Annotated in this window: 25 protein-coding genes; 6 read left to right on the forward strand and 19 right to left on the reverse strand. The window is 57.6% G+C overall.

Features of this window, described 5'->3' with window-relative positions; all coding sequences use genetic code 11:
• Window positions 1-12: 12 nt before the first annotated feature.
• Together ACF8YQ_RS15440 and ACF8YQ_RS15445 are read right to left on the reverse strand one after the other, a co-directional pair.
• The gene (locus ACF8YQ_RS15440; RefSeq protein WP_396621904.1) at window positions 13-741 is read right to left on the reverse strand and encodes a TIGR04255 family protein; all 729 of its coding nucleotides are present in this window, start codon (window positions 739-741) and stop codon (window positions 13-15) included.
• A 104-nt stretch (window positions 742-845) separates the two neighbouring features.
• Entirely contained in the window at window positions 846-1,520 is a 675-nt protein-coding gene (locus ACF8YQ_RS15445) for an SOS response-associated peptidase (RefSeq protein WP_396621905.1), read from the reverse strand.
• Between the two features lie 22 nt (window positions 1,521-1,542).
• Between ACF8YQ_RS15445 and ACF8YQ_RS15450 the strand changes: the two genes are divergently transcribed.
• A complete protein-coding gene (locus ACF8YQ_RS15450; protein WP_396621906.1) occupies window positions 1,543-2,274 on the forward strand; it encodes a hypothetical protein in 732 nt (243 codons plus the stop codon).
• A gap of 89 nt (window positions 2,275-2,363) precedes the next feature.
• On the opposite strand, the gene ACF8YQ_RS15455 is transcribed toward ACF8YQ_RS15450, so the two are convergent.
• Window positions 2,364-2,621: an HNH endonuclease gene (locus tag ACF8YQ_RS15455; RefSeq protein WP_396623318.1), complete on the reverse strand. Its 258-nt coding sequence runs from the start codon at window positions 2,619-2,621 to the stop codon at window positions 2,364-2,366.
• Between the two features lie 502 nt (window positions 2,622-3,123).
• On the opposite strand from ACF8YQ_RS15455, the gene ACF8YQ_RS15460 reads away from it, so the two are divergent.
• Together ACF8YQ_RS15460 and ACF8YQ_RS15465 are read left to right on the forward strand one after the other, a co-directional pair.
• Window positions 3,124-3,720 (forward strand): exopolysaccharide biosynthesis protein, encoded by a 597-nt coding sequence (locus tag ACF8YQ_RS15460; protein ID WP_396621907.1) that lies wholly within the window; start codon window positions 3,124-3,126, stop codon window positions 3,718-3,720.
• Window positions 3,721-3,903: 183 nt separating this feature from the next.
• Window positions 3,904-4,791, forward strand: a complete 888-nt coding sequence (locus ACF8YQ_RS15465) for a chemotaxis protein (RefSeq protein ID WP_396621908.1) — start codon at window positions 3,904-3,906, stop codon at window positions 4,789-4,791.
• Here the strand turns inward: ACF8YQ_RS15465 and ACF8YQ_RS15470 are convergent.
• Together ACF8YQ_RS15470 and mqo are read right to left on the reverse strand one after the other, a co-directional pair.
• Window positions 4,788-6,458 (reverse strand): acetolactate synthase large subunit, encoded by a 1,671-nt coding sequence (locus tag ACF8YQ_RS15470; RefSeq protein WP_396621909.1) that lies wholly within the window; start codon window positions 6,456-6,458, stop codon window positions 4,788-4,790. The genes ACF8YQ_RS15465 and ACF8YQ_RS15470 overlap by 4 nt on opposite strands.
• Before the next feature lie 44 nt (window positions 6,459-6,502).
• Window positions 6,503-7,984: a malate dehydrogenase (quinone) gene (gene mqo, locus ACF8YQ_RS15475; RefSeq protein ID WP_396621910.1), complete on the reverse strand. Its 1,482-nt coding sequence runs from the start codon at window positions 7,982-7,984 to the stop codon at window positions 6,503-6,505.
• A 463-nt stretch (window positions 7,985-8,447) separates the two neighbouring features.
• Between mqo and ACF8YQ_RS15480 the strand changes: the two genes are divergently transcribed.
• Entirely contained in the window at window positions 8,448-9,425 is a 978-nt protein-coding gene (locus tag ACF8YQ_RS15480) for a calcium/sodium antiporter (protein WP_011786811.1), read from the forward strand.
• A 19-nt stretch (window positions 9,426-9,444) separates the two neighbouring features.
• Here ACF8YQ_RS15480 and ACF8YQ_RS15485 read toward each other — a convergent pair whose 3' ends face one another.
• The 3 genes from ACF8YQ_RS15485 to msrA form a co-directional block, all read right to left on the reverse strand.
• The gene (locus ACF8YQ_RS15485) at window positions 9,445-10,209 is read right to left on the reverse strand and encodes a lysophospholipid acyltransferase family protein (RefSeq protein ID WP_396621911.1); all 765 of its coding nucleotides are present in this window, start codon (window positions 10,207-10,209) and stop codon (window positions 9,445-9,447) included.
• 93 nt (window positions 10,210-10,302) lie between these two features.
• A complete protein-coding gene (gene msrB, locus ACF8YQ_RS15490; protein ID WP_396621912.1) occupies window positions 10,303-10,728 on the reverse strand; it encodes a peptide-methionine (R)-S-oxide reductase MsrB in 426 nt (141 codons plus the stop codon).
• 10 nt (window positions 10,729-10,738) lie between these two features.
• Window positions 10,739-11,389: a peptide-methionine (S)-S-oxide reductase MsrA gene (gene msrA / locus ACF8YQ_RS15495; protein WP_396621913.1), complete on the reverse strand. Its 651-nt coding sequence runs from the start codon at window positions 11,387-11,389 to the stop codon at window positions 10,739-10,741.
• Between the two features lie 160 nt (window positions 11,390-11,549).
• Between msrA and ACF8YQ_RS15500 the strand changes: the two genes are divergently transcribed.
• Complete coding sequence (locus ACF8YQ_RS15500; protein WP_222448684.1) at window positions 11,550-12,521, forward strand: metallophosphoesterase; 972 nt, start codon at window positions 11,550-11,552, stop codon at window positions 12,519-12,521.
• A gap of 2 nt (window positions 12,522-12,523) precedes the next feature.
• On the opposite strand, the gene ACF8YQ_RS15505 is transcribed toward ACF8YQ_RS15500, so the two are convergent.
• The 11 genes from ACF8YQ_RS15505 to pqqA all read right to left on the reverse strand — a co-directional run bounded on the left by ACF8YQ_RS15505 (window position 12,524) and on the right by pqqA (window position 23,087).
• Complete coding sequence (locus ACF8YQ_RS15505) at window positions 12,524-13,006, reverse strand: CDP-archaeol synthase (protein ID WP_396621914.1); 483 nt, start codon at window positions 13,004-13,006, stop codon at window positions 12,524-12,526.
• A gap of 30 nt (window positions 13,007-13,036) precedes the next feature.
• Window positions 13,037-14,413, reverse strand: coding sequence for a class II fumarate hydratase (locus tag ACF8YQ_RS15510; protein WP_396621915.1), 1,377 nt, complete (start codon window positions 14,411-14,413; stop codon window positions 13,037-13,039).
• Window positions 14,414-14,457: 44 nt separating this feature from the next.
• Window positions 14,458-14,745: a hypothetical protein gene (locus ACF8YQ_RS15515; RefSeq protein WP_014422636.1), complete on the reverse strand. Its 288-nt coding sequence runs from the start codon at window positions 14,743-14,745 to the stop codon at window positions 14,458-14,460.
• 331 nt (window positions 14,746-15,076) lie between these two features.
• Window positions 15,077-16,831: an ATP-binding protein gene (locus ACF8YQ_RS15520; protein ID WP_396621916.1), complete on the reverse strand. Its 1,755-nt coding sequence runs from the start codon at window positions 16,829-16,831 to the stop codon at window positions 15,077-15,079.
• Complete coding sequence (gene ercA / locus ACF8YQ_RS15525; protein WP_014422645.1) at window positions 16,815-17,978, reverse strand: alcohol dehydrogenase-like regulatory protein ErcA; 1,164 nt, start codon at window positions 17,976-17,978, stop codon at window positions 16,815-16,817. The genes ACF8YQ_RS15520 and ercA overlap by 17 nt, the downstream gene beginning before the upstream one ends.
• A 92-nt stretch (window positions 17,979-18,070) precedes the next feature.
• Window positions 18,071-19,894, reverse strand: coding sequence for a prolyl oligopeptidase family serine peptidase (locus ACF8YQ_RS15530; RefSeq protein WP_396621917.1), 1,824 nt, complete (start codon window positions 19,892-19,894; stop codon window positions 18,071-18,073).
• Entirely contained in the window at window positions 19,875-21,008 is a 1,134-nt protein-coding gene (gene pqqE / locus ACF8YQ_RS15535) for a pyrroloquinoline quinone biosynthesis protein PqqE (protein WP_396621918.1), read from the reverse strand. Before pqqE ends, ACF8YQ_RS15530 begins: the two co-directional genes overlap by 20 nt.
• The gene (pqqD, locus tag ACF8YQ_RS15540) at window positions 21,005-21,268 is read right to left on the reverse strand and encodes a pyrroloquinoline quinone biosynthesis peptide chaperone PqqD (protein WP_023009649.1); all 264 of its coding nucleotides are present in this window, start codon (window positions 21,266-21,268) and stop codon (window positions 21,005-21,007) included. Before pqqD ends, pqqE begins: the two co-directional genes overlap by 4 nt.
• Window positions 21,269-21,278: 10 nt before the next feature.
• Window positions 21,279-22,034, reverse strand: a complete 756-nt coding sequence (gene pqqC / locus ACF8YQ_RS15545) for a pyrroloquinoline-quinone synthase PqqC (protein ID WP_114433881.1) — start codon at window positions 22,032-22,034, stop codon at window positions 21,279-21,281.
• Window positions 22,035-22,042: 8 nt separating this feature from the next.
• On the reverse strand, window positions 22,043-22,960 hold the full coding sequence (gene pqqB, locus ACF8YQ_RS15550; RefSeq protein WP_396621919.1) for a pyrroloquinoline quinone biosynthesis protein PqqB: 918 nt from the start codon (window positions 22,958-22,960) through the stop codon (window positions 22,043-22,045).
• A 55-nt stretch (window positions 22,961-23,015) separates the two neighbouring features.
• Window positions 23,016-23,087 (reverse strand): pyrroloquinoline quinone precursor peptide PqqA, encoded by a 72-nt coding sequence (gene pqqA, locus ACF8YQ_RS15555; protein ID WP_007153157.1) that lies wholly within the window; start codon window positions 23,085-23,087, stop codon window positions 23,016-23,018.
• A gap of 226 nt (window positions 23,088-23,313) precedes the next feature.
• On the opposite strand from pqqA, the gene ACF8YQ_RS15560 reads away from it, so the two are divergent.
• The gene (locus ACF8YQ_RS15560) at window positions 23,314-25,422 is read left to right on the forward strand and encodes a 4Fe-4S binding protein (protein ID WP_396621920.1); all 2,109 of its coding nucleotides are present in this window, start codon (window positions 23,314-23,316) and stop codon (window positions 25,420-25,422) included.
• Window positions 25,423-25,428 lie beyond the last annotated feature (6 nt).

Consider the following 25,428-nt stretch of genomic DNA (forward strand, 5'->3'; position numbering starts at 1 on the left):
CTCCCTACCATATTATTTCAAGAAATCCTTTCCAGATTCACTGAGACCTTTGAAAAAGATCTCCTTCTCCACAGCATGAGCCTCTTCTAACAAATCAGAAACCTCTGACCAAAAATCCAAAAGAGGACCTTTGCATATAGTATCTATATCAAAAATAAGCCCCCTAACCGAGTCACGATTGTCAGAGCTGACTGCCTCACCATTAGCAGAAACCGTAACAATATTTACAAAACGCCCCGAAGGAATCTCTGTACGTATCGACGTCATGTACTCGCAAAGATCAAGATCAGCTAATGAAGCGACAAACTGTAGATTTGAGAACTGGGCTTTAGGGTCAACGCCATTTGGGATGATATTAATATACCTTAAACCAGTTCTCTCGACAGATTCCACGACGCCAATCTCTTTGACCTCGTTCAAAACTGATTCAATTTTCGGTTTAAAGTGTTCCCAGTGGCCATAAGGCTTTCGACAAGAAACTACACAAACCGACTCACCTACAGAAACTGAATAGTTGTCACCAGTCAGTCGATGAGTTGGAGAATAACGGAAACGCGGATCTTTCGTTCTTACGTCTTCAGGAACACTCGCCGCTGGGAGCTCCTCAAACTTTGGATACTCTGACCGTAGCTTCGAGTACAAAAGTCCCGCAAATGCCGAACTTGGCATGGCAAAAGTACTATTAAACCTAAGCTCAAATAAAGCTTCTACAATAGAATCGTTGCTTAGTTTCAAATCCACAAAGCGTCGCCCGCGTAGTCGAAAGTTCATTCGTGAGCGAATTATGGACCAATAGAAGAAGTTTTTCACCCCAATTCAATGTACAGCGCTACGCAAGGACTAGATCAGTCTGGATGGATGAAGAAGGCCGACCCAATACCGTTGAAGTCAGTAGGCGAACTGATTGGCTCTACTAGCAGTGGTTGCCGGATTCGGGTTTTGAGTAAGCCCTGGAATGGGTCTGTGTTAGTCAGGTTTGGGTCCAGCCACATGTCGAAGTCTTTCCGGTTGAGCATGAGCGGTATGCTTTTTGGGTGGATGTGGCTGAACCTGGGGTGTGGTGGCAGGGTGATGATGGTGAATGACGGTACTACTTCTTCCTGGAAGTCCCACAGCTCATACAGGCCGGCAAAGGCTATGGCGCTGTCGGCCGGGTGGATGTTGTAGCACTGCTTGTGGCCTTTCTCACCTGTCCATTCATGGAAGCCGCTGGCCGGGATAATGGCACGCTGGCTGTGAAAGCGTTTCTTCCAGAGTGGGCTGGTGCCCAGGCTGCCCGATCGGGCGTTGAAGGTGCTGTACTTTGGCGAGGGGCGGTAGCCGGTGCCGTCTGGTTTGCGTTCTATGAGCAGTGACCAGATGGCGTCCTGTAGAGTGCGGCCTCGGTGGGTTTCGTAGACGATCTGGGCTTTGGCTCCGGGGGCGATGTTAACGCGGGGCTCGATCCGGAGCGGGATGCCGAGTTCGTCCAGGAGGCCCTGGACTAAGGGGTCGTCGGATACGTTGAATCGGCCGCACATGGTGTTTGCGCCTCCTCAATGAATGTACCTACAGGTTTATAGTGAAGGCTACCCCACTACTGCAAGGTTATTTCCGCAGGCATTCCCAGGAGTATTTGTTGCTGACCTTTCGGCGCTCACCTCGCCAGTAGGTCATGTAGCTACCATCACCGCCAGACCTGAGTTTGGCATCATAGTAGTCGATCTTTTCCTGAAGCCTTTTGCAGTAGGCTTCGTGTTGACGATTGTCATTGTTTGCCTGTTGCGATTGCCTGGTGTTGCTCTGCTGGCTTGTGGTCTGACGCTGGGGAGCGGTAGCAAGGCTTATAACTCGGTTTACATCGCTTCCACTGAGCCTTTCGTACCTGTTGCAGGCCGCATCCCGGAAGCCTTTACTGCGGTCTGTACCGTCTTTCCGGTATTCGTTGTTCCAAAACCTGCAGGTGTTCAGTGTTGTCTGGATAGCATGGCGATCAGGTTTGTTATCTGCGGTTTTGGGCGCCGGCTTTGGTTGCACAGGCTCGGGTTCTTTCGGTGGCGGTGTGATCTCTATAGACGTCAGACGTCTTACCCTGGGATCGTTCCATTCTTTGGTCTGGGTTTGATGGTACGCAGAAACCAATGGCGATATGTCATAGCCAAGGTGGCGCATGAAAGCCTGGCCTTGGTCCGAGATCAGCAGGGCAAATGCAATGGCAATGAAAACAAGCGTTATCAGGTTGGCAACGAATACGGCGGCAACTATTCCCAGGAACCTCAAAACCAACTCCTTTGATTAGGACAGCAGGGACAATCCCGAAAGGTAGCTTACTTAACGCTCAATGGCTATAGGACTGCTTTGCCCTTTCATTGTCACGGTTCGATCTACAACAGATGACTGTTCCAGGCGCCCTTATCCAGACGCTTCTGAACGAGGTGAGCGTATTCCTTGGGGCTAGGTGGGTTCTTTCTTTGATGCCTGCCTCGGTTGCAGAACAAACAGGCTGCAACAATGTTCTTTCGAGATGCAGGACCGCCTTCGCTATGAGCAACCAGGTGTTCACCGGTGCATTGGAAATACTTTGCACGAGCTAGCGAAATGCCATGCTCTTTTGCGTATCGCTCAATGTTTTCCTGCCACATGGGCTTATTGCAGTAGTAGCAAAGACCTTTCTGGCGTGAGAAGGCTATGGAACGGTGCTTTTTAAGGTTGGATCTATTCTGCGACACGAAGTTACCCGGCAATAAAACAGGCTCCCTACACCCCGCTAAAGCGAGAATGAAGGAACCAGCCGAGTGACTCGAACTGGCAAGTTAAAGGCAGCCGAATACATTCGAACTACCCAAGAAGATTGGTAAAAAGAATAGAGAAGCTTGACCGCCATGTAAACCTAAGGTGTCCACAAAGTGTCAACGCAACTGTGTTTTTGAGTGGTTCTGTGTGGAATGCCGTTTTTGTAAGTGGCTGTTTTATGGGCTATTGTGGTTTTCTGTGGGCGTAAAAACAGGTGCGGCATCGGGTTCAATTCCCGCCGTCTCCACCACCTTGCAAGAGAAAAGCCCCTGATTTCAGGGGCTTTTTTCGTTTCTGGAATGACTCAATTCCTGCAGCACCTTCGCAGCACTCTGGAAAAGGAAGCCAACCATGAACCAGCCAAACGACCCGGAAAGCCTGACGGAACTGGTCGCCAGAATACGGGACCATACCCGGAATCAGGATCGGGTATCAGTCGGGGATCTGATGACCGCAGTGGGTGAGCGCTCTTTTGGCCCGCTGGTCCTGCTGGCCGGCTTGGTAACGGTGGCGCCGCTTATTGGCGACATTCCCGGCGTACCCACCTTACTGGGCTTGCTGGTTCTGCTCACCCTGGGCCAGTTGCGGTTCCAGCGTCGCTCGGTCTGGATTCCCTCCCGCTTATCGAAACGCCATATTTCGAAACAGAAACTGTTTAAGGCGCTGCAATGGGCGGACAAGCCTGCGGCTTTTGTCGATCGCTGGACCCAGCGACGGCTGCCCTGGCTCGTATCAGGTGCGGGTCAGTATCTGATGGCGCTGATCTGCATGGCGATTGCCGCTGCCATGCCGCTGATGGAACTTATTCCCTTCAGCGCCAATGGCGGCGGCCTGGCACTGATGGCGTTCGGGCTGTCCATTGTCGCCCGGGACGGGCTGCTGGCTCTGGTTGCAGTCGCCACCACCGGTGGCACCGGATGGTTTGTGATTACCAACCTACCCTGGTAAGCGAACTGGCAGAAAACCTGTCACCATTTGATACAAAGCTGATAACGAATGGCTGCGTATAAAGCTGCTACTATTGCTACATAACCTTTTGATCGCTGGCACCTTGTTTTGTGGTCGTCAGTGCACGAATCATTACCGTGAGCTCCGGCAAGGAGCTTTTATCTTTTTTGCAAGGATCGGTTTATGTCCAGCAAAGCGAAGCAGTCCCAGAAACTCCTGCTGTTCCGCCTGTTCGGCTCGCGGCTGTTTGGCATTGGCACTCTGAAAATCCGGGAAATACTTCCGTTTCAGCGGTTAACCAAACTGCCCCACAGCCACCATGCCGTGATCGGAACCGCAACCTTCCGGGGCTCGGCCGTGCCGGTCATTGATATGTCTGCGGCCGTAGGCTACCCGGCGCTTACCCGCGAGGAGCAGGAAAAAGCCTCCATCATTGTTACCGACATCCAGCGCCAGGAAATCGGCTTTCTGGTGCGCAGTGTTCAGCAGATTATCGAGACAGACTGGAAGAGCGTGATGCCGCCGCCCAAGGCCCTGGGCGCCAACGCCTTTATTACCGGCCTGCTGGATGTGGATGGCGACATTATCCAGTTGCTGGATGTCGAGCTCCTCCTCGCCAAGGTCTACCCGGAATCGCTCGACGCCCAGACCGTGGCTCTTACGGATGTACAGAGCGAGACACTCAAATCCCTGAACATCCTCTTGGTGGATGACTCTCAGGTGGCCCGAAAGCAGCTGTCTGACGTCCTCGACAGCAAAGACATCAGCTATCACGTGACCGCCAATGGCGACGAAGCTCTGCAGGCTCTTCTCCGGGAGCATGAGTTAGGGCACCCGATCGACATCCTGGTGAGTGACATTGAGATGCCGGGCCTGGATGGCTACGAGCTTACTTTCGATATCCGGGATAATGCCAGCCTCCAGCAACCCTACATCATCCTGCATACTTCACTGAACAGTGAGATGAGCCTGAGCTACGCCAATCAGGTCGGGGCCAACGAGGCCCTGACCAAGTTTGACGCAGAGGAACTGTTACAGGCCATGCTGCGCGGAGCTGCCCAGGCCGGCTAAAGCCGGCAGGTGAGCTCCGCCAGCTCTTCATCAAAGACTCGCCGGTTCTCGCTGTAGTCCACCGGCACATCCACCAGGTGGACACCACCGGCCTCCAGTGCGCGCTCGAGGGTGGGGCGCAATTCCTCGGCACGGGTAACCCTGTGGCCAATGGCACCGTAGGAGTCAGCGTACTTCACGAAATCCGGGTTGCGGTAATCCAGCCCGAAATCTTCATAGCCATCCTGGCCCTGCTTCCATTTGATCATGCCATACGCACTGTCGTTGATGATCAGCACCACCAGGTTCAAACCAAGGCGAACAGCTGTCTCCAGCTCCTGGCTGTTCATCATGAAGCCGCCATCGCCGCAGATCGACATAACCTTCAGTTCCGGATAGAGCATGGCCGCCATCATGCCGCTGGGCAGGCCTGCGCCCATGGAGGCCAGAGAATTGTCCAGCAGCACGGTGTTGTTGTCGTAAGCCGGGTAGTTACGGGCAAACCAGAGTTTGTACATACCATTATCCAGCGCAATGATGCCGTCATCCGGCATCACCGATCGGACATCGTGGACAATGCGCTGGGGGATCACCGGAAAGCGGTCATCAGTGGCCCGCTCCTGAAGATGCTTGTCGACTGCCTGTTTCACTTCCATCAGGCCGGTGAAATCGTGGTTGGCACATTGGCCGCAGTGCTCGGCCATGTACTCCACACTGTTGGCAATGTCACCCACCACCTCATGCTGCGGAAAATACACTGGGTCGACATCGGCTCCACTGAAATTCACATGGATGACTTTTTTACCGCCCGGAGTCATAAAGAAGGGCGGCTTCTCCACTACATCGTGGCCGACGTTGATCACCAGATCCGCCCGGTCGATGGCACAGTGAACGAAATCGCCGGCGGACAGGGCTGCATTGCCCATGTAACGGGGATGACGCTCATCAATCACACCCTTACCCATCTGAGTGGTGAAGAACGGAATACCCGTCACATCCACCAGATGCAGCAAGGCTTTGGATACCCGTTTACGGTTGGCGCCGGCACCAATCATGATCAGTGGATGATGGGCCCTGCGCAGCATGTCGCAGGCCATGTCCAGGCTCTTCTCACTGGCCGTTGGCCGGCGGGCATCACTGGGATTAAAGATATGAATGCCCGCTTCGGCGCACTCCTCGGCAATGTCCTCGGGCAACTCCAGGTGCACAGCGCCGGGGCGCTCTTCCGAGGCAAGGCGAACAGCTTCACGAACCTTGGCGGGAATGGTGTTGGCGTTGCTGATCTGGCGAGTGTATTTGGTGAGCGGCCGCATCAGATCTACCACATCCAGAATCTGGAACAACCCCTGCTTGGAGGACTTGATCGGCTTCTGGCCGGAGATCATCATCATGGGCATACCGCCCAGCTGGGCATAGGCGGCAGCCGTCACCAGGTTGGTGGCGCCCGGCCCAAGCGTGGACAGGCAAACTCCCACCTGGCCAGTCAGTCGCCCATAGGTCGCCGCCATAAAGCCGGCAGCCTGTTCATGCCGGTTCAGCACCAGACGGATACTGGAATTGCGTAACGCTTCCAGGAAGGCGAGATTCTCTTCGCCGGGCACGGCGAAAATGTATTTTACGCCTTCATTCTCAAGTGCCCGGATAAACACTTCGGCGCCGTTAAGCGCCTGACGATGATCATTGGCCATAACTGTCCTCTTGATCTGAGAATTCTCAAATCAAGAGGATAGCATTACCTGAGCTTGAGCGTTGACAGGGTCCGTTCACGAACGCTGTTGAGCAGCTCCTCATTATCCACCAGAGACTGGCCATAGGATGGCACCAGCTCCTTCATGCGGGACTGCCACTGCTCACTCTTGATCTTCTCCGGGAAGCAGCGCTCAAGCACATTGATCATAGCGTTAGCCGCGGTGGAGGCCCCGGGAGAGGCACCCAGCAAGGCGGCGAGGGTGCCGTCTTTGGCTGCGACAATCTCGGTGCCGAACTCAAGCTTGCCGCCACCCTCTTCGGTCTGCTTGATAATCTGCACCCGCTGGCCAGCCATCTGCAACTTCCAGTCATCCTCGCGGGCATCCGGGAAGAAGTTGCGCAGGGAATTCACGCGGTCTGCATGAGACTGGAACACTTCGCCGATCAGATAACGGGTGAGGTCCATATTGCTCTTGCTGACTGACAGCATCGGGCGCAGGTTGGTTGCGCGCACCGAACCAATCAGATCGAAGATGGAGCCCTGCTTCAGGAAGCGGGTGGTGAAGCCAGCAAACGGCCCGAACAGCAGGGCAGGTTCGCCATTGATGATGCGGGTATCCAGGTGCGGGACCGACATCGGCGGCGCGCCAATCGGTGCCTTACCGTACACTTTGGAATGGTGCTCCTTGACGATGTCCGGCTTCTGGCACACCAGCCACTGACCACTGACCGGGAAGCCACCGTAACCGCGGGCCTCATCAATGCCAGACTTCTGCAGCAACGGCAGCGCGCCACCACCAGCACCGAGGAACACGAAACCGGCTTCCAGCTTGGTCAGTTCGCCGGTTTTCTGGTTTTTCACCCGCAGTTTCCAGCGGCCATTGTCGCGCTGGTCAATGTAGTGCACCGGGCTGCTGAGCATCAGTTCAAAGTTGGGCTGGGTTTCCAGCCACTTCACCATGCTTCGGGTCAGTGAACCGAAATCCACGTCGGAACCATGTTTGATTCGGGTCGCGGCCACACGCTGCATAGGATCACGGTGGCGAACCACCAGCGGCATCCACTCTTCGAGATCCTCCGGGCTTTCCGTGTATTCCATTTCCTGGAACAGGTGGTGCCCGCTCAGACGCTCGTAACGGCGCTTTAGAAACGCCACGTCTTTCTCGCCCCAGACGAAACTCTGGTGTGGCGTACGATTAATGAAAGAAGTCGGCTCCGGCAGGATGCCCAGCTCAACCAGGTAAGACCAGAACTGCAACGACACCTCGAACTGGGCATTGATTTTCAACGCCCGCTCAATCTCGACATCGCCATCATCGGTTTCGGGGGTGTAGTTCAGCTCGCAGTAGCCGGCATGCCCGGTACCTGCATTGTTCCATCCGTCGGTGCTCTCATGGGCAACGTGGTCAAGACGTTCCACCATGACGATGTCCAGGGACGGATCCAGCTGCCTGAGCATCATGCCGAGGGTCGCGCTCATGACGCCCCCACCGACCAGCACTACATCTGCCTGTCTAACGGCCATTGGTTTTCACCCTAGCTTAGTGTTGAAGCCTGCTGCCACTCCACGATCAGCAAAGTGGCCTGTCGGAAGCCGGCCTGGCGCGAGGTAGACGGCGCTGCCGTGAGCTTCCGGTCTGAAATTGCGCGCAATTATCCCGATTTTCGCCGAAAGAATAAATTGCGATTATCAATTGATGCGTGTCGGTTGCGGGCACGGCTGGCACCAGTGGTGCGATTACCGGTGTGTTGGCACATTGCCCGTCATTTTATCGTTTTGCCGGGATTGTCTCGTGTTTTGTTAACAATATCAGCGCCACTTTAGTCTGATACCCCGGCACCCAACCATTGGATCATCCGTAATTACCTGCAACGGCGCGCATCTCAGTGCTGACCAATCGCCCCCTAATACGGTATCTTGTGCGCCAAACACTTTCCTCCGGGCCATGGGCCGGAGTTTCCGACGTTAATCTTTTTGAGGTTTCTCTATGTTGATGGCCATCGGTGCCGTTATTGCCGGCCTGATCCTGCTGGTCTGGAGCGCGGACAAATTTGTGGAAGGAGCCGCCGCCACCGCGAAACACCTGGGCATGCCTACGCTACTGATCGGCATGGTCATTATCGGCTTCGGCACCTCTGCTCCGGAACTTGCGGTCTCTGCCATGGCTGCGTCTGACGGCAACCCCGGCCTGGCTCTCGGAAACGGGTACGGCTCCAATATCACCAACATCGCCCTGATTGTTGGCCTGACGGCCATCATCGCGCCGATCGCTGTGCACTCACAGGTCATCCGCAAAGAACTGCCACTACTGGTCGTACTCACTCTGATTGCCGGTGCGCAACTGATCGACGGAGAGCTGAGCCGACTGGATGGCTGGGTGCTTCTGGGCGTCTTTGCCGCGGTAATGGGTTGGTCCATCTATCAGGGGATACGTGGCAAAGCTGACCCGCTTGGAGGGGATGCTGAGTCCGAAATCGTTGCCCACCCCATGCCCCTGAAAACCGCAATTATCTGGCTGGTAATCGGGCTGATTCTGCTGATTGTCAGTTCAAGGCTTCTGGTTTGGGGTGCGGTCGCTATTGCCCAGAGCCTGGGTGTGAGTGATCTGATCATAGGCCTGACCATTGTCGCTATCGGCACATCACTGCCGGAGCTGGCCTCAGCTATTGCCGCCGTGAAGAAGAACGAGCACGATCTGATTCTGGGCAACATCCTGGGCTCAGGCATCTTCAACACCCTGGCCGTGGTGGGGCTCGCCGCGGCGATTCAACCGTTGTCGGTAGACCCTGAGGTGCTGTACCGGGACTGGACGTTAATGCTGGGCCTGACTCTGGCCCTTCTGGTCATGGGCTTCGGCCTGACCGGTTGGCGCAAACTCGTATCGAGGGTTGACGGTGCCCTGCTGCTGGCCGTTTACATCGGTTACACCGGCTATCTGTTCTCTACCGTGGTCTCCGCCGCCTGAGCATCGCCGGCGGGGCAGCTTATTCTGCCTCGCCGTTGCCCAGTAATTCCTCCAGATTCTCCCGCACGCCCGCCATAATCTCCGCAATGTCGTCCTTGCTTTTTCCTGCCGTGTCGATGGGGGTGCCCACGCGCACATCCACCGGCTGCCCAAGGTTAATCTGCCAGGTGCGCGCGGGCAGCACCCGATGAATCCCCCGAATCGCCACCGGTACAATCACAGCCTGAGTATCCAGGGCCAGGTGAAAGCAGCCTTTCTTGAACGGTAACAGCTGACCGTCCGGAGAACGGGTGCCTTCGGGGGCTGCCCACAACACAATGCCACTCTCCATCATCCGGCGGGCCTTCTCCAGATCCTTCACCGCCCGATTGCGATGGGAACGATCAATGGACGGGAACTCGGCGGCTCTCATGGCCTGACCCAGCAGGGGAATGCTGAACAGCTCTTTTTTGGCGAGCATGCGGATTGAACCTGGCAGTGACACAAAACTGACCGGTATGTCGTAGTGGCTGGCATGGGTGCTCATGATGATGTAGCGCCGGCCATCGTTGAAGTCCGGCACTTCTCCGCGAACAACCAGGCTGGCCCGAACCAGCCGCAACAACGCCGCCGACCATTCCCGGCAATATTTGTCGACAATCGGCCGGTTCAGGCGCCCGAACAGCGCACGCAACAGGATCAACAGCGAGTACAGCGCCGTCAGCCCTACGGAACCAATCACGACGCCGGCACGTCGGAGCAGGGTAGCCGATTCAGTGAGCGGGTTTAATTTCAGTCTGACCATCGATCACCTTTCACCAGAGCCGATTTCAGATCGGTCGGCCCTAAAAAGAAAGGCGCATTATAGCCGCAACAAAGAGCTCGCGATATTCAGACTCTAGTTCGATTCAGAGAACACCATTGCAATGGAGTTCAGGCAATAACGCTGCCCGGTGGGCGGCGGCCCATCAGGGAACACATGGCCCAGGTGGCTGTCGCAACGGGGGCAACGAATTTCGATACGGGTCATTCCAAGACTGGAGTCCTCCAGGTATCGGATATGCTCCGGGGCGAAGGGCTGGAAAAAACTTGGCCAGCCAGTGCCGGAATCAAACTTGGAATCGGAGCTGAACAGCGGCAAATCACACAACCGGCAGTGATAGGTGCCGGACATTTTGTTATCCAGCAACGTGCCACAGAAGGGACGCTCGGTGCCGTGATCGAGCAGCACCCGGCGTTCTTCCTCAGAAAGATGCTCAGCCCGGGCTTCCACTTCTGCCCGGGTTAACGGTGTCAGGTCATAGCCTGCTGCAGATACAGACATGGGTGCCTCCTCAAGCCTGGTCCGGGTCGTCTTTGCTGAATTCGGGCTTCAGCTGTTCGGGCCAGGTGTTGGCCAGTTTTTCCATTTTTGGTGCCGCTACCGCCATGATGTACGGTTGCCAGGGATTACGGGCGGCAAAGTTCTGGTGGTGCTCCTCGGCCGGATAAAAGGCTTCAAGGGGTTCCAGGGTAGTCACGATGCGATCCGGATACACGCCGGCGGCATCCAACTGGCGGATATACGCCTCGGCTACATCGTGCTGCTCTGGGGTCTCATAGAATATCGCGGAGCGATACTGGCTGCCGACATCGTTACCCTGTCGGTTGAGCTGGGTGGGATCATGGGCCACCGAGAAAAACAGCTTCAGCAGTTGGCCGAAGCTGACCCGTTCCGGATCGTAGTAAACCTCGATGACTTCGGCATGCCCGGTTTTCCCGGTACAGACCGCCTCGTAGTTCGCGGTACTGGCCTCACCGCCAGCATAACCGGAGGTCACACGTTGAACACCGTCAACCGCCAGAAAGACCGCTTCCACACACCAGAAACAGCCGCCCGCCAGCACGAGCCGGGACTCTCCGGCGGCTTCAGGCAGATCCTGTTCAGGGTCCGGGAAACGACTCCTGGGAACACTCAGGCCGGGCAGATTACATGCATCGGTCATGGGCCACTCCGTACACTATACATCGTCGAATGATCACTGATTGTGGCGTCTCAATACTGAAAAGCCAAATCAGCACCTGTAATTTGCACTACCCAGGGCAACAACCATAATTAAGACAGGAACCACTGATAAGGTTCCGCTCGGCATCAGGGATAACAGCATGACCGCAAGGGTTCGCGTATCGGAAGATCAGGACGAGCTGCTCCACTACCGCCTGAGCCTGAGGCTCGGGCCCGTCCATGCCCGTCAACGCCTCGGCATTGAGCGGGAAACCGAAGCCCGGGTGTTCGGGCGGGACAAGCGCTCGTTCCATCTGGAAAACCTGACCAACGCTCCGAAACTGATTCGTTTCTGCCTGAAGGCCGTGGGCCTGCTACGGCGGGCTCAGGCCAACAGTTTGAAACTCACCACCGAGCACAACACCTTCGTGTTGCCCGATCTCCCTTCGGCCTTCGAGGGCTTCCGCATCCTTCACCTGACCGACCTGCATGTCGATATGGACGAAGCCAACCTGCAGGCAGTTATACGGCAAATCGCCCCGCTGGATTACGATCTGTGCGTTCTGACCGGCGATTACCGCCAACGCACCTGGGGCCCTGTAGACGATGCTCTGGACGGTATGGCCAGACTGCGCCAGGCCATTCACGGCGACGCCTATGCCGTGCTGGGCAACCACGACAGTGTACGAATGGTGCCGGCTCTTGAAGACATGGGCTATCGGCTACTGATGAATGAAATGGTACCGCTGGAGCGGGGCGACAGCCGCCTGTACCTGGCTGGCGTGGACGATGCCCATTATTACAAGGTTCACAACCTGCACCGGGCCGGCGACGACATACCAGCAGGGGGGATCAGCCTGTTGCTCAGCCACACGCCGGAGATCTGGCGGGAAGCCGCCCACGCCGGTTACGACCTGTTCCTCTGCGGCCACACCCACGGTGGGCAGCTCTGTTTGCCTGGTGGCATCCCGCTGACGCTCGATTCCGATTGCCCGAGGCGCCTTGGCCGCGGGCTCTGGCAGGTGAACGGCATGCAAGGCTACACCTCACCAGGAGCCGGCACTTCGGTCTTGAATGTGCGCCTGAACTGCCCTCCGGAAGTGACCATTCACACCCTCACCCGCGGGCCTTGAGTTCAGTGTGGCTGTTTACGAATACCCAGGCGGAAAAACAGCGGAGAGAACAGCATATTGGACAGTGCGAACAGAAGGGCAATCGCCATAGCTTCCCACAATGGCAGCGACAGCCAGTACCAGGCCAGCACCATGGGTAACATCGCCTCGGGCAGCTGATCCAACCAGACCGCCCGGGCGCTGGAAGCCAGTCCCATACGGCGCTTGGTAAAACTGCTGAGCATATCGCCCCACAGCGACAGCAACGCAAACAGCGCCCCGAACAGCCAGCCCAGCCCCACCCACAGGGCGAACAGAGCGCAGGTCAGAACGCCGGATACCAACCCGCGCCAGGTTTTGCTGGACCCCAGCAGCGGTCGGCCATCGCGCCACAGCCGGCCACCATCGAGGGGCCAGCTGCCATGCTGATGAAACAACCGCGCCACAACCACCGGAGACCCGTTGGCCAGCACCAGCATGACAAACAACTCAAGCGACAACAGCACTCTGCTTTCCCCTGTTAACAGCCGGCCAGATCAGGTCAGGCCACCCCGGGTCAGCTTGAGCGGGTCCATCAGTTCCTCAAGCCGTTTGCGGCTCAATCCGCTCCGCTCCTCGGCAACGTCGATAACCGGGCGCCCGCTACGGTATGCCTCTTTGGCAATATCCGCGGCCAGGGCGTAGCCGATTTCAGGGTTCAATGCCGTCACCAGAACCGGGTTTCGACCCACCCCAGCGTTCAGGTTTTCGGTATTAACGGTGAACCCTTGCAGGGCCTTGTCCGCCAGCAGGTTCGAGGCATTGGCCAGCAACCCGCACATATCCAGCAGATTTGCGCCCACCAGTGGTAGCATCACATTCAACTGGAAGTTGCCGGACTGGCCCGCCATGGCGACAGCCGCATCCAGCCCGGTCACCTGGGCACTCACCATCGCCACCGATTCCGGTATCACCGGATTCACCTTACCAGGCATGATGCTGCTGCCCGGCTGCAAGGCCGGCAGGCTGATTTCCGCCAGACCATGGATCGGGCCACTGTTCATCCAGCGCAGATCATTGGCGATTTTTGTGAGCACCACGGCCACACCACGAAACTGGGCAGATAGTGCCACAGGTGCATCAACCGCACTCTGCCCCAGAAACTTGTGCTCCAGCGACCGGAACGGATAGCCCGTATTCTGCTTCAGAAACTTCACAAACTGGCCAGCAAACTCCGACGCCGCATTCACCCCGGTACCCACGGCAGTACCGCCCTGGGGTAATGCCGCCAGATCCTCCATGGCCCGTTCAAGACGCAGCTCGGTCGCCGCGACCTGCTCCCGCCAGGTTCTGAGCTCCTGGCCAAGTGTCACCGGCATGGCATCCATCAGATGAGTGCGCCCGGTCTTCACCTGCCCGGACAGTTCAGCCTCCCGGCCGTAGATCACTCCCCGGAGATGCGACAGCGCCGGCAGCAGCCGGCTTTTCACTGCCAGCACAGCGCTGACATGGATCGCGGTCGGGATCACGTCGTTGGAACTCTGGCTCATGTTGACGTGATCATTGGGATTAACCTCCACGCCCTGCTCGCCCGCCAGAGCCGCGATCACCTCGTTCACGTTCATGTTGGTGCTGGTGCCGGAGCCGGTCTGGTAACGGTCCACCGGAAACTGATCCGCATGTTCCCCTTTCAGCAACCGGTCGCAGGCGTCACAAATGGCATCACGCAGTTCCGGCTCCAGCAAGCCCAGTGACGCGTTGGCCTGGGCCGCCGCACGTTTGACCTGAACCACAGAGGCAATGAATTCGGGCGGCATCGGCTGCCCGCTGACCGGGAAATTGTCCACCGCACGCTGGGTCTGCGCGCCCCAGAGCGCTTTTGCCGGCACCCGGACCTCACCCAGGCTGTCTTTTTCAGTTCTGAACTCGGTCATTACATCCTCCTTATGTCACGCTCGATAGCTTCCCACAGCGGCCCTCACGTGCCGTTACCATGGGATTTCAGGCGGACATGGTCGCAGATGCCGGTCACCTGCTCAAAATTCAGAATCAGTGTGTGCACGGTATTGGTGTAGGTGTCGTGCAGGTGAAACTTGAAGCGGCTCTGCTTCTCGCCCTGCAGAAAGGCATCGTACTCGCGCACCAGTTCTCGCACATCACCGCCGGAGTCCTGGCTCCAGGTGGCATTGAACGGACCCAGCACGGCACCACCGGCAAGGCAGATGGTGACTTCGTGGTTAGTAAGATGGCCGTCTTGAGTGGTCATGACATGTCCCTCCTGAAAGCACTCAGCGATAAGTGTAGTCGCTCTCAGGCACCGGGCTCTGGCAATTGCCAAAGTCGGCGGTCTGCGCCTCATACTGATTGCCCTCATCATTGCCGAACGCTCGGGTCAGGAAAGGCTTTTTAAGAGGGAAATGTCATGACCACTCAAGACGGCCATTATCCGATCCGGGGCGTAAAGGTCGCCATCGCCACCAATGTTGACCGGCTCAACCGGAGCATCGTGAAGATTGTCTATCGTGGCCGGGGGAAAACCGGCTTCAGGAAGTATTGCGGCTGGAATGCACGGGAGTCTGTAAGACGGTCTTACAGCGTCAGAACGACGACGAGGCAATCAGGCTGGTCAGCAATGCACGCAGGCGGTTGGGCTTGACCGGTTTATTCAATACAGGAAGATACTGGGCTCGTAACAATGCCCGCGTCTCGTCACTGCGATCAGCCGTAATGATGGCCCCGGGCAGGTCCATCGCCAGATGTCGCCGCACCGAGTGAATGGCATCAAAACCGGTCTGGCCATCATCGAGATGGTAATCCGCAAGCACGGCTCTCGGAGTCAAGCCGGATTCATCCAGTCGGGCCAGGGCATGATCCCGGCCACCGGCCGTAATCACGACACACCCCCATCGACTGAGAAGCATCGCCATGCTCTCAAGGACGGCTGGCTCGTTATCAATGACCAGAACCGGAGCTCCCTCAAAACCGCGGTCTGTCGACACGGCCGGGGCAGGCTTCGCGAAGGCCTGCAACGTTGGCACGGGAACGCGTGGCAGCGTTACGGTGAAGCGAGAGCCAAGCCCGGGTCTTGACGCCACGTCAATCCGATAGCCCAGAACCCGAACCATACGCTCGACAATGGCCAGCCCAAGGCCAACCCCTTGCCTGCCACCGCCTCCCTGCGGCAGGATCTGATGAAACTCGGTAAAGATTTCATCGAGCTTGGCGGCATCAATCCCGACGCCGGTATCCCAGACTTCGAGCCGAACGTCATCATCCCGCACACGCACCGCCAGCATCACACCACCGGACCGCGTGTAACGGAAAGCATTGCTGAGCAGGTTTCGAAGAATACGGGTGAGCATACGTTGATCCGTGCGCACCATGGCCGGTGAAGAACGGACCCGAAAACCAAGCCCTGCGTTGGCCGCCACGGCCTCAAACTCGCTGCCGAGACTGCGCGCCAGCTCATCGGCGTCGGTATACACCAGATCGGGCTTCATCGCCTGCTGATCCAGCTTGGAGATGTCCAGCAAATCGGCCAGAAGATCCTCTGCGCCTTCCAGAGCACGGTGGGCCTGGTGCACCATCCGGCGTTCGGCATCGGGCAGGGTGCTGTCCTGCAACGCCGAGATCATGAGCCGGGCGGCATTCAACGGCTGAAGTAAATCGTGACTCGCGGCGGCCAGATACTTGTCTTTGCTCCGGTTTGCATCTTTGGCGGCATCGACAGCGATCACCAACTCCTGCTCAACTTTCTCGCGCTCTTCAATCTGATAGCGGAGGTCCACGTTGGCGTTCTGCAACGCTTCAGTGCGTTCCTCCACCCGGCGTTCCAGTTCTGCGTTGAGCTGTTCGAGCTTTTCCCGGGCCTGAACGCGGTCAGTGATATCAGCAACAAAGGCTTCCACCACTTCAGGCCCGAGGTCTGGCCGCCGCAGCATGGTCACGGCGACATGGACGGCCGACTGATCGGCCCGACGAAAACGGGCCTCCCGCGCGCTAAGGCTGCCGTAATCCAGCAATTCCTGGCGAATGACATCAAACTCTGCGGCGCTGAAAAAAAGCTGTTCGCGAAGCCGGATCATCCGGTGCTGAAGCTGTTCAGGGCTGTCGTATCCGCAAATCCGCGCCATCGCCGGGTTGCAGGCCAGAAAACCACCCCGCAGATTGGCCTGAAAAATGCCATGCAGCGCGTTTTCGAACAGCCATTTGTAACGGTTGCGCTCCCGCTCCAATTCCTCAATACGTTCCTGCAAGGCCGGATAATAATTCTTACGCACCGACTGACTGCCAAGTCCCAGCAGATCACCAACGCCAAAACCACTGTCAGACGATTCAGAGGGCTTCTTCATAAACCACCTGAACATCCCGAAGCGACGACTTCCTTGGGTTGGTCAGTATGCAGGGGTCCTTTAATGCATAGCCTGAAAGATAGGGGATATCCGATGTCGTCACACCCAGCTCTTTCAACCGGGCTTCGAGGCCGACGGTTTTCTTGAGCGCAACAATACGGGCCATCAGGTGTTTTTTGACCTGGGCATTACTCATTCCCCGGGTATCAATATCCATCGCCTCCGCCACACGCCGGAAGCGGTCTTCGGCAAACGGGAAGTTGTAGGCCACCACGTGCTCCAGCAATAGCGCGTTGCACAATCCGTGGGGCAGGTCCAGGAAGCCCCCAAGGCTATGCGACATGGCGTGTACTGCCCCAAGAATGGCATTTGAAAAGGCCAGGCCCGCCTGCATGGAGGCCAGCATGATCTGCTCGCGCAATACCGGATCCGCCGGGTTGGCAACCAATGGCTCCAGGTTCCGGTTGATCAGTCGGATGGCTTCGAGAGCGTGCGTGTCGGTGAGCGGTCCGCTGCCGGTAGACACAAATGCTTCAATGGCGTGAACCAGCGCATCCACCCCGGTGCAGGCGGTCAGATAAGCACCCATGGTTTCCGTGACTTCCGGATCAATCAGAGAGACATCCGGCACGACCGCCTTGCTGATAATGGAAAACTTGAAGCGCCGATTGGGGTCCGAAATGATCGCAAACTGGGATACGTCGGCAGAGGTTCCCGCCGTCGTCGGAATCAGTATCAAGGGCGGAGGGGGATTGGTGATGGTATCCACCCCTTCGAACTCCAGAATGCTCCGACCGTGCGTGGCGACAATACCGATGCCCTTGGCACAGTCCATCGGGCTGCCTCCGCCAATGGCGACGATAACGTCACAGTCATTCGACCGGTACTGCTCGGCGCCCGCCATCACCTCATCCACCTTGGGATTGGGGGAAACTGCGGTGTAAGTGGTACAGGCCAGGCCGGCTTCTTTCAGGAGCGTTTCAATCTCACCAACCCACCCGGCAGCCTGGACACCGGGGTCCGAGACAAGAAACACGTGGCGCGCCCCGAAATTGCTGGCAAAATTGGCCACCGATCGGCGTGATCCCGCGCCGAACACGATCTCCGGAGAGACAAACTTTCGCAAAGCAGAAATGTCGTAACTCATGGGGCCTGACGCGTACGGTTGTTGTTATAGGAGTAACTGACATATTAACGCAACTTGGCGAGCGCTTCATCGGCCTTTTGGCTAAGGCCGGCTCACTCTGCCAGTCTGCGATAGAAGCGCCATAGTGTGTCCAGCATCGTGACCTGATTCTCCGGGGAACGGAAACCGTGCCCCTCCTCATCAAACCAGACCATTTCGGCGCACTGGCCTGCCGCTCTGAGAGCCGCCACCATTTCCCGGGTTTGCTCCGGCACCACCACCCGGTCCTTTCCGCCCTGAAAAAACAGCGCCGGACACGCAATCCGGCCTGCCTGGAGGGCCGGTGTCCGGGAACGCCAGTTAACACATCGAGAACCCGGTGGGCCCAACAACCAGTCAAGATAGCCCGACTCAAACCGATGGGTGGCTGCCTTCAGCTTCAACGGTTCGGTCACGCCAAACACACTGCCGAGACCACGAAATAACTGTCCCGGCTGCATGGCTGCCATCAGCGCGGTATAGCCACCGGAACTGCGCCCCTGGATAAACACCCGCTCAGGGTCTATCCCGCGGCTGGCGCCAAGCGCATGTTTCACCCTTACAACATCGGCAACATCGGCTCGTCCCCAGTTGCCAGCCAGCGCCTGACGATATGCCCGACCAAAACCGGTGCTGCCGGTGTAATTCACGTCCGCTACCGCAAACCCGTGCTGACACCAGAACTGTATCTGGGCATTGAAGGTAGCGTAGGCAGCCGAGGTCGGTCCGCCATGGGCCAGGATGATGAGCGGTGAGGCCTTGGCTGGCTTTGCCGGTTGGTACAGAAAGCTTTGCAGCTCGAACGAAAACTGGTCATCTGGAGGCAGGCACACCGTCTCCGGCCAGACCCAGTCGCGTTCTGCGATCGGTGAAGTGGCCGCACTCAATACCTCCTCCCTTCCGGTGTCCGGATCAATCCTGAGAATGTGATCCGCGCTATCCGGTCGTCGGGCCAGACAAACGAGGCTATTACTCCACGCAGACAGCCACCGGAAATCCGAGTAAGACGATGCCACCCGGCGACGCCGGCCGTCTCGATCAATCCAGAGTTCGGCCCACCCCCTGACATAACGGACCAGCCCCCACCCCCCGCCAGACAGGGGGCAACTATGCCGCTCCCCGAGCTGCCAGGGCGCATTGGCGTGATCGGCCATGACCTCAGTTCCTGCGGTCCAACGCAACGAGTGGTGATTTCGATCCACCCGAAACGGCTGCCACCAGCCAAGGTGATCTGACTGAACCCAGAGCTGGCTATCATCGAACTGGGGCTGCTGGACAGACCCGCCTCCCGGCGGTTCCGCAACCAGCGCATCCCGCACATCGCCGTTGGCACCAAGCCGCGCCAGACACAACATGGACCTATCCCAAGGCATGTCCGGGAGCTGCCAACTGACCCAGGCCAAGGCCTTGCCGTCCGGACTGAGCGCCGCCGCGCTGTAGAAGTCAAAACGGTCGTCGAGCACCGCAATCTGTCCAGACGAGTCAATCGCCACCAGGGCCTGTTGATCGCCGTATTCTCGTACGGCCAACCAGCGCTGCCGGTGGGGGTCTGCCACCAGCCCTCCCCACCGTGCCCCGGAGGGAGCGACCAGGCTGAGCCGAACGCCCGTTCCAAGATCCAGCTGCCAGAGACTCTGATCCTCTGCCACCCAGCATATGAATCGCCCCATCACCGCAAAGGCACCGCCACCGTATCCGTTCAGGCGACTGCCGACACCGTTACCGGTCTCGATTCTTCGTGTCCGCTCGCCGTCAAAGCGCCACAGGTTTACACGCCCGGAGCCGGGCTCAGAAGCCAGCCAGTACACTAGCCCGCCGTCGGCTTTCAGTTCCGAAAACTGCTGAGTTTCAAGACACGCCGTGCGGGCCGACAGGATTTCATCCCCGGCAAATGACACGGGAATTCCGGGCGTTTCGGTAGATCAGATCCTCCAGACCAGCCGTCGCGTGATCGGCTGCCGTTCGGGCGGCCAGGATCCGGTCGTGATGTGGTGACTTTCCGCAAACCGGATCGGCATTGTCGGCGTTCCCGGTCAACAGGTAAGCCTGACAGCGGCACCCCCCGAAATCCTTGCCTTTTTCGTCACAGGAACGGCAGGGTTCAGGCATCCAGAGGTCACCACGGTAATGATTGAACCCGGGACTGCGATACCAGATATCCTCCAGCGACTGCTCGGTCACATTGGGAAACTCAATCGGCAGAAGCCGGGCGCTGTGACAAGGCAGCGCCGTTCCGTCAGGGGCAACGGTCAGGAACAGGCTGCCCCAGCCATTCATACAGGCTTTTGGACGTTCTTCGTAGTAATCTGGGGTTACGAAGATCACCTTCATCGGATGGTCCCGCGCAAGCAGATCAGTGCGGTAGCGATTCACGGCGGCCTCAGCCGTTACCAATTGATCTCTCGAGGGCATCAGCCCTTCCCGGTTGGCAAACGCCCACCCGTAGTATTGGCAAGTGGCCAGCTCAACATAATCGGCTCCCAGCTTCTCACACAACGCAAGAATGTCAGGCATTTGATGAATGTTGTGACGATGGATCACAAAGTTGAGCACCATCGGATAGCCCGCCGCCTTGACCGCCCTCGCCATGGCCAGCTTCTGATCAAAGGCCTTTCTGGAGCCAGCCAGCGCATTGTTGAGCTCAGGATCCGATGCCTGAAAGCTGACCTGAATATGATCCAGCCCTGCCTCGGCAAAATCCTGAACCTTCGCCTCCGTCAGTCCCAGGCCCGATGTGATCAGGTTGGTGTAGTAACCCATGCCCCGGGCACCGGCGATCAACTCCGGCAGGTCTTGCCGCACCAGGGGCTCGCCACCGGAAAAGCCCAGCTGGGCGGCCCCCATTGCCCGGCCTTGCTTCAGCACTTCCAGCCACTGGCGCGTCGAAAGCTCATGCGCCTGATCGGCATAATCCAGCGGATTGGAACAATACGGGCATTGGAGCGGGCAGCGGTAGGTCAACTCAGCAAGCAGCCAGAGCGGGTGACCAACCGTTTCGTGTTCACCACTCATAGCCATTCAATCCAGTGTTGACGGGTTGCCTCGGCGAGAAAGTCCTCGACGTCGGCTGACAGGGGACCAGCCTCCGGAAACGCCCGCTCCAGAAGTTCGACAATCTCGGTACTGGTGCGAGAACCGTTCACTTCCGCCAGTATGGCACCGGCGCTGCCATTAAGCTTGACCATGCCCTCCGGATACAACAGAACGTGACTTTGCTGTGCCGGCTCCCACTGAAACCGGAAACCTCGACGCAAGCGGGGGACCTGAGCCATGGTTACCTCCTTACAGACCACGATGCCACACCGGCTGATCTGTCACTGTATGATAGGGCGGTGTCTCGTGAACATACGCCATGGTCATGGCATCCAGCATGGTCCAGAGAATATCGAGTTTGAATTGCAGGATCTCGAACGCACGCTGCTGGTCCGCGGCCGAGACAAAATGATCCAGCGTAATACTCAGACCATGCTCCACATCCCGGCGCGCTTCAGAGAGGCGCTTGCGGAAATACCGATAACCCTCCGCCTCAATCCAGGGATAATGATCTGGCCAGCTGTCCAGACGAGACTGATGAATCTCCGGCGCGAACAGCTCGGTCAGCGAGGAACAGGCAGCCTCCTGCCATGTGGCCCGACGGGCAAAGTTGAGGTAGGCATCGACCGCAAAACGGACACCCGGTAACACGTGCCGCTGATCAATCACCTCCTCTCGCGTCAGGCCCACAGCTTCGGCCAGAAGCAACCAGGCCTCAATGCCTCCGGCATCGTCATCATGACCGTCGTGATCCAGAATACGCTGCAACCACAGACGACGAACGCTGGCATCCGGGCAATTCGCCATGATGGCCGCATCCTTCTGGGGGATGTTGATCTGATAGTAATAGCGATTTGCCACCCACCCCCGGATCTGGGCAGGTGTGCATCCACCGCTGTACATGGCCCGATGGAATGGATGATGGATATGGTAGTAGCCGCCCTTGGCACGCAGCGCGGCCTCGAAATCGTCCCGATGCAGGGCAGGCGTAACTTGTGCGTTCATGGCAGACCTCACAGGTGTATGTGCATGCCATCCCACGCCACCTCGATACCATGCGCCGCAAGCTCAGCGCGCTCTGGCGAGGCCTCATCAAGGATGGGATTGGTATTGTTGATGTGAATGAGGATCTTGCGCGCGCCCGGCAATGTGTCCAGCAGCTCAATCATGCCACCCGGCCCGGCCTGCGCGAGATGCCCCATCTGTTGACCGGTTTTGGTGCCGACTTCCTGGCGGATCATTTCATCATCATGCCAAACGGTACCATCTACCAACAGCACGTCAGCTCGGGCCATCCAGGCTTTGATCCGGTCATCCGGCTGCCCCAGGCCGGGCGCGTATAGAACGCTCTGACCACTGGCGGAGTCTTCAATGAATAGGCCAATATTGTCGCCAGGGTGAGGCTGGTCTCGCCTTGGAGAATAAGGCGGAGCGTTACTCAGGAGCGGAATAGCCGTTAGCGCCAGAGTTGGCGCGCACGGTATGGTGAACGCCGTATCTTCGTTCGGCTCAATGGCTTGCCAATTCAGGCCGCCATTCCAGTGCCGGAGCATCTCGAACAGCGGGAAGCCGGTGGACAGATCGCTGTGCACCTGCGAAGTACACCAAACGTCCAGCGGCAGCCCTTCCCGCAGTGACAGCAATCCGGTGGTGTGATCAACCTGACTGTCCATCAGGACGATGGCCGAGATTCCGGTGTCGCGTAGCGAACGCCCCGGCTGCATGGCTGGAAAGTCCGCAAGCTGGGCCCGGATATCCGGTGAGGCATTGAAAAGAATCCAACGCTCTCCATCGTCGCTGATGGCAATGGATGACTGGGTCCGGGCACGGGCATTCAGGGTACCGGCCCGAAAACCGGCACAATTCCGGCAGTTACAGTTCCACTGGGGAAAACCGCCCCCGGCCCCTGAACCCAGAATTCGAATCTGCATGGCAACCTCCCGAGCAGAACGCAAATAGCCAGCCCGGGGGCTGGCTATTCGTGGCTCAGCGGTTAGCGAAGTACATAGTCACTTCAAAACCGATGCGAAGGTCTTCATAAGCTGGCTTGGTCCACATGATGCTCACCTCTTGTCATGATTGTTAGTGCTTGGCATTTATGGGCACCGCAGGCAAGCGCCCACGATCACTTTCATGCTAATCACAGTGCCTGCCACGCCATATGGTACTTTGGGACCGTTTTTGCCCGCCTGAAAGTAGCAGACCTTTGGCCCGGAGGTTGAATTGAGCCCCACCGGCCCTGCCCTACCATGAGAGAAATAATAACAATCACAGGAGACTTCTCATGGTGGGGCGCCTGATGCTCTTGCTCTCACTGGTGTTCACAGCCTCTGCCTACGCGGCTGAGCCGCCACCGGAGCCCAGGGCCGTCATTCAGTCTCTGTTTCCATCAGCAACCGTCATTGAGGACAAGTTGCCGGACTTTCCCGTCTACCCCGTGTACCAGCTCCAGGAACTGCTGGGCTACGCCTATGTCTCAACCGATTTTGTTACCTTGCAGGGATTCGCGGGCAAGCCGATCACCATGATGATCGGCCTGGACACCAAAGGCCGATTCACGGGCGTCGACGTACTTCACCATCACGAGCCTGTATTTCTGCATGGCCTGGGCGAAGCACCTCTGAACGAATTTGTGGCGCAGTATGAAGGGCGGTCCCTGAAAGACCAGATCATCGTTCAGGCGTCCAGTCGTTCCAGTCGCGACACAGGTGGCCAACAGGTCTACTTTGATGGTGTGAGCAAGGCCACGGTTTCTGTGCTGATCATCAATGACACAATACTCTCCTCCGCCTTGCAAGTTGCCAGAAGCAAGCTGGAAGGGTTCGCCCAGGCGGCCCCCACAAGGGCCCGACAAGATTATTATGAACCTCTGACCTGGCAACAACTGCTGGACCGCGGCTACGTCCAGAAGCGGACACTCTCAGCGCAGGAGGTGGAGGCGAAGCTGGGCCGCCCGCTGACGGACTACCCAACCGACCTGTCGCCTCCATCCGGCGAGCCATTTACAGAGATCTATTTTGCCTATGTGAATTCACCCATGGTGGGGCGAAACCTGCTTGGCGACGAAGGCTACAAAGCGTTTCAAGAACGCCTGAATGATCGAGGCAAAGTCATTATGGTGATGTCACAAGGCGTATATTCTCATGTCAGCGAAGCCTTTGTGCCCGGCAGTACGCCCAGCCGAATCGGTCTCAATCAGAATGAGCTGGCCATCGAGATGAGGGATCTGAACTGGCTCGAACCGAATCAACAGATTATGGCTCCGGGCGCACCCGATATGGCCGCCATGAACCTGTTCCGGGTCGGCGGCAATGCGGGCTTCAACCCGGGTTCCGAGGCATCGTTCCATCTGGACATCACTGCGCCACGAAATCACCTGATCACCGACCACGCACGCTTCACGCTGCCCGTGACTTTTTCCCCGGACCTGTTTGAACCGGTCGAGGTGGCACCAGACTTTAATGAAGGCCAGCAACCGGTTTGGATTGGGCTCTGGAAAGAACGATGGTGGCAGATCAGCCTGCTGGTCGCTGGCCTGACCATACTGACGGTGTTCTTTGCGCGCCAGAAAACCCTGACACGCCATCCCCGGCTGGTGCACGGCTTCCGCTGGGGCTTTCTGCTCTTCACGCTCTTCTTTATTGGCTTTTATGCCCAGGGGCAGCTCTCGGTCGTAAACATCTATACCTTGTTGCTGGCTCTCTGGGATGGCTTCTCCCTGAACGTATTTCTGCTGGACCCGGTGATATTCATTCTATGGACCTACACCTTTGTCACCCTGTTTATCTGGGGGCGCGGGCTTTTTTGCGGCTGGCTCTGCCCGTTTGGCGCACTCCAGGAACTGGTCGCGTGGATAGGTCAGCGGCTCGGATTGCGGCAGATAAAAATACCTGAGCGCTGGCACCGCCGGCTCATCCTGTTGAAATACCCGATACTGGCCGGGCTTGTGACCACCGCGTTCTTTTCACTGACCCTGGCCGAGCAACTGGCTGAAGTGGAGCCGTTCAAAACCAGCATTACTCTGTATTTCGTCAGGCACTGGCCATTTGTAATGTACGCCCTCGCCTTACTGGCGATCAGCCTGTTCGTTCACAAGTTCTACTGCCGTTATCTGTGCCCGCTGGGAGCAGGACTGGCGGTGCTGGGGCGACTGCGAGTGTTCAGTTGGCTGGAGAGGGTCAAACGCTGTGGCCAGCCTTGCCAGCATTGCAAAAACGAATGCGGTATCAACGCCATCCGCAAGGATGGCCGGGTGGACTACGACGAATGCATCCAGTGCCTGGAGTGCGTTGTGATTCTGCGGGACCAGAATCAGTGCGTAGACGCCATTGTTCAGGCCAAACAGCGGCAGAAACAGGCTCGGATTCTGGCCACAGATGCAGCAGGGGCGTAAACGCCC

Origin of the sequence: Marinobacter sp. W-8, assembly GCF_044342215.1 — a bacterium.
Lineage (GTDB): Bacteria > Pseudomonadota > Gammaproteobacteria > Pseudomonadales > Oleiphilaceae > Marinobacter > Marinobacter nauticus.

Bases quoted from the DNA above. Each gene is read 5' to 3' on its own strand.
- ACF8YQ_RS15445 (WP_396621905.1), bottom strand. From the start codon at position 1,520: ATGTGCGGCCGATTCAACGTATCCGACGACCCCTTAGTCCAGGGCCTC.
- ACF8YQ_RS15450 (WP_396621906.1), top strand. From the start codon at position 1,543: ATGTACCTACAGGTTTATAGTGAAGGCTACCCCACTACTGCAAGGTTA.
- ACF8YQ_RS15455 (WP_396623318.1), bottom strand. From the start codon at position 2,621: ATGTGGCAGGAAAACATTGAGCGATACGCAAAAGAGCATGGCATTTCG.
- ACF8YQ_RS15460 (WP_396621907.1), top strand. From the start codon at position 3,124: ATGAACCAGCCAAACGACCCGGAAAGCCTGACGGAACTGGTCGCCAGA.
- ACF8YQ_RS15465 (WP_396621908.1), top strand. From the start codon at position 3,904: ATGTCCAGCAAAGCGAAGCAGTCCCAGAAACTCCTGCTGTTCCGCCTG.
- ACF8YQ_RS15470 (WP_396621909.1), bottom strand. From the start codon at position 6,458: ATGGCCAATGATCATCGTCAGGCGCTTAACGGCGCCGAAGTGTTTATC.
- mqo (WP_396621910.1), bottom strand. From the start codon at position 7,984: ATGGCCGTTAGACAGGCAGATGTAGTGCTGGTCGGTGGGGGCGTCATG.
- ACF8YQ_RS15480 (WP_011786811.1), top strand. From the start codon at position 8,448: ATGTTGATGGCCATCGGTGCCGTTATTGCCGGCCTGATCCTGCTGGTC.
- ACF8YQ_RS15485 (WP_396621911.1), bottom strand. From the start codon at position 10,209: ATGGTCAGACTGAAATTAAACCCGCTCACTGAATCGGCTACCCTGCTC.
- msrB (WP_396621912.1), bottom strand. From the start codon at position 10,728: ATGTCTGTATCTGCAGCAGGCTATGACCTGACACCGTTAACCCGGGCA.
- msrA (WP_396621913.1), bottom strand. From the start codon at position 11,389: ATGACCGATGCATGTAATCTGCCCGGCCTGAGTGTTCCCAGGAGTCGT.
- ACF8YQ_RS15500 (WP_222448684.1), top strand. From the start codon at position 11,550: ATGACCGCAAGGGTTCGCGTATCGGAAGATCAGGACGAGCTGCTCCAC.
- ACF8YQ_RS15510 (WP_396621915.1), bottom strand. From the start codon at position 14,413: ATGACCGAGTTCAGAACTGAAAAAGACAGCCTGGGTGAGGTCCGGGTG.
- ACF8YQ_RS15515 (WP_014422636.1), bottom strand. From the start codon at position 14,745: ATGACCACTCAAGACGGCCATCTTACTAACCACGAAGTCACCATCTGC.
- ACF8YQ_RS15520 (WP_396621916.1), bottom strand. From the start codon at position 16,831: ATGAAGAAGCCCTCTGAATCGTCTGACAGTGGTTTTGGCGTTGGTGAT.
- ercA (WP_014422645.1), bottom strand. From the start codon at position 17,978: ATGAGTTACGACATTTCTGCTTTGCGAAAGTTTGTCTCTCCGGAGATC.
- pqqE (WP_396621918.1), bottom strand. From the start codon at position 21,008: ATGAGTGGTGAACACGAAACGGTTGGTCACCCGCTCTGGCTGCTTGCT.
- pqqD (WP_023009649.1), bottom strand. From the start codon at position 21,268: ATGGCTCAGGTCCCCCGCTTGCGTCGAGGTTTCCGGTTTCAGTGGGAG.
- pqqC (WP_114433881.1), bottom strand. From the start codon at position 22,034: ATGAACGCACAAGTTACGCCTGCCCTGCATCGGGACGATTTCGAGGCC.
- pqqB (WP_396621919.1), bottom strand. From the start codon at position 22,960: ATGCAGATTCGAATTCTGGGTTCAGGGGCCGGGGGCGGTTTTCCCCAG.
- ACF8YQ_RS15560 (WP_396621920.1), top strand. From the start codon at position 23,314: ATGGTGGGGCGCCTGATGCTCTTGCTCTCACTGGTGTTCACAGCCTCT.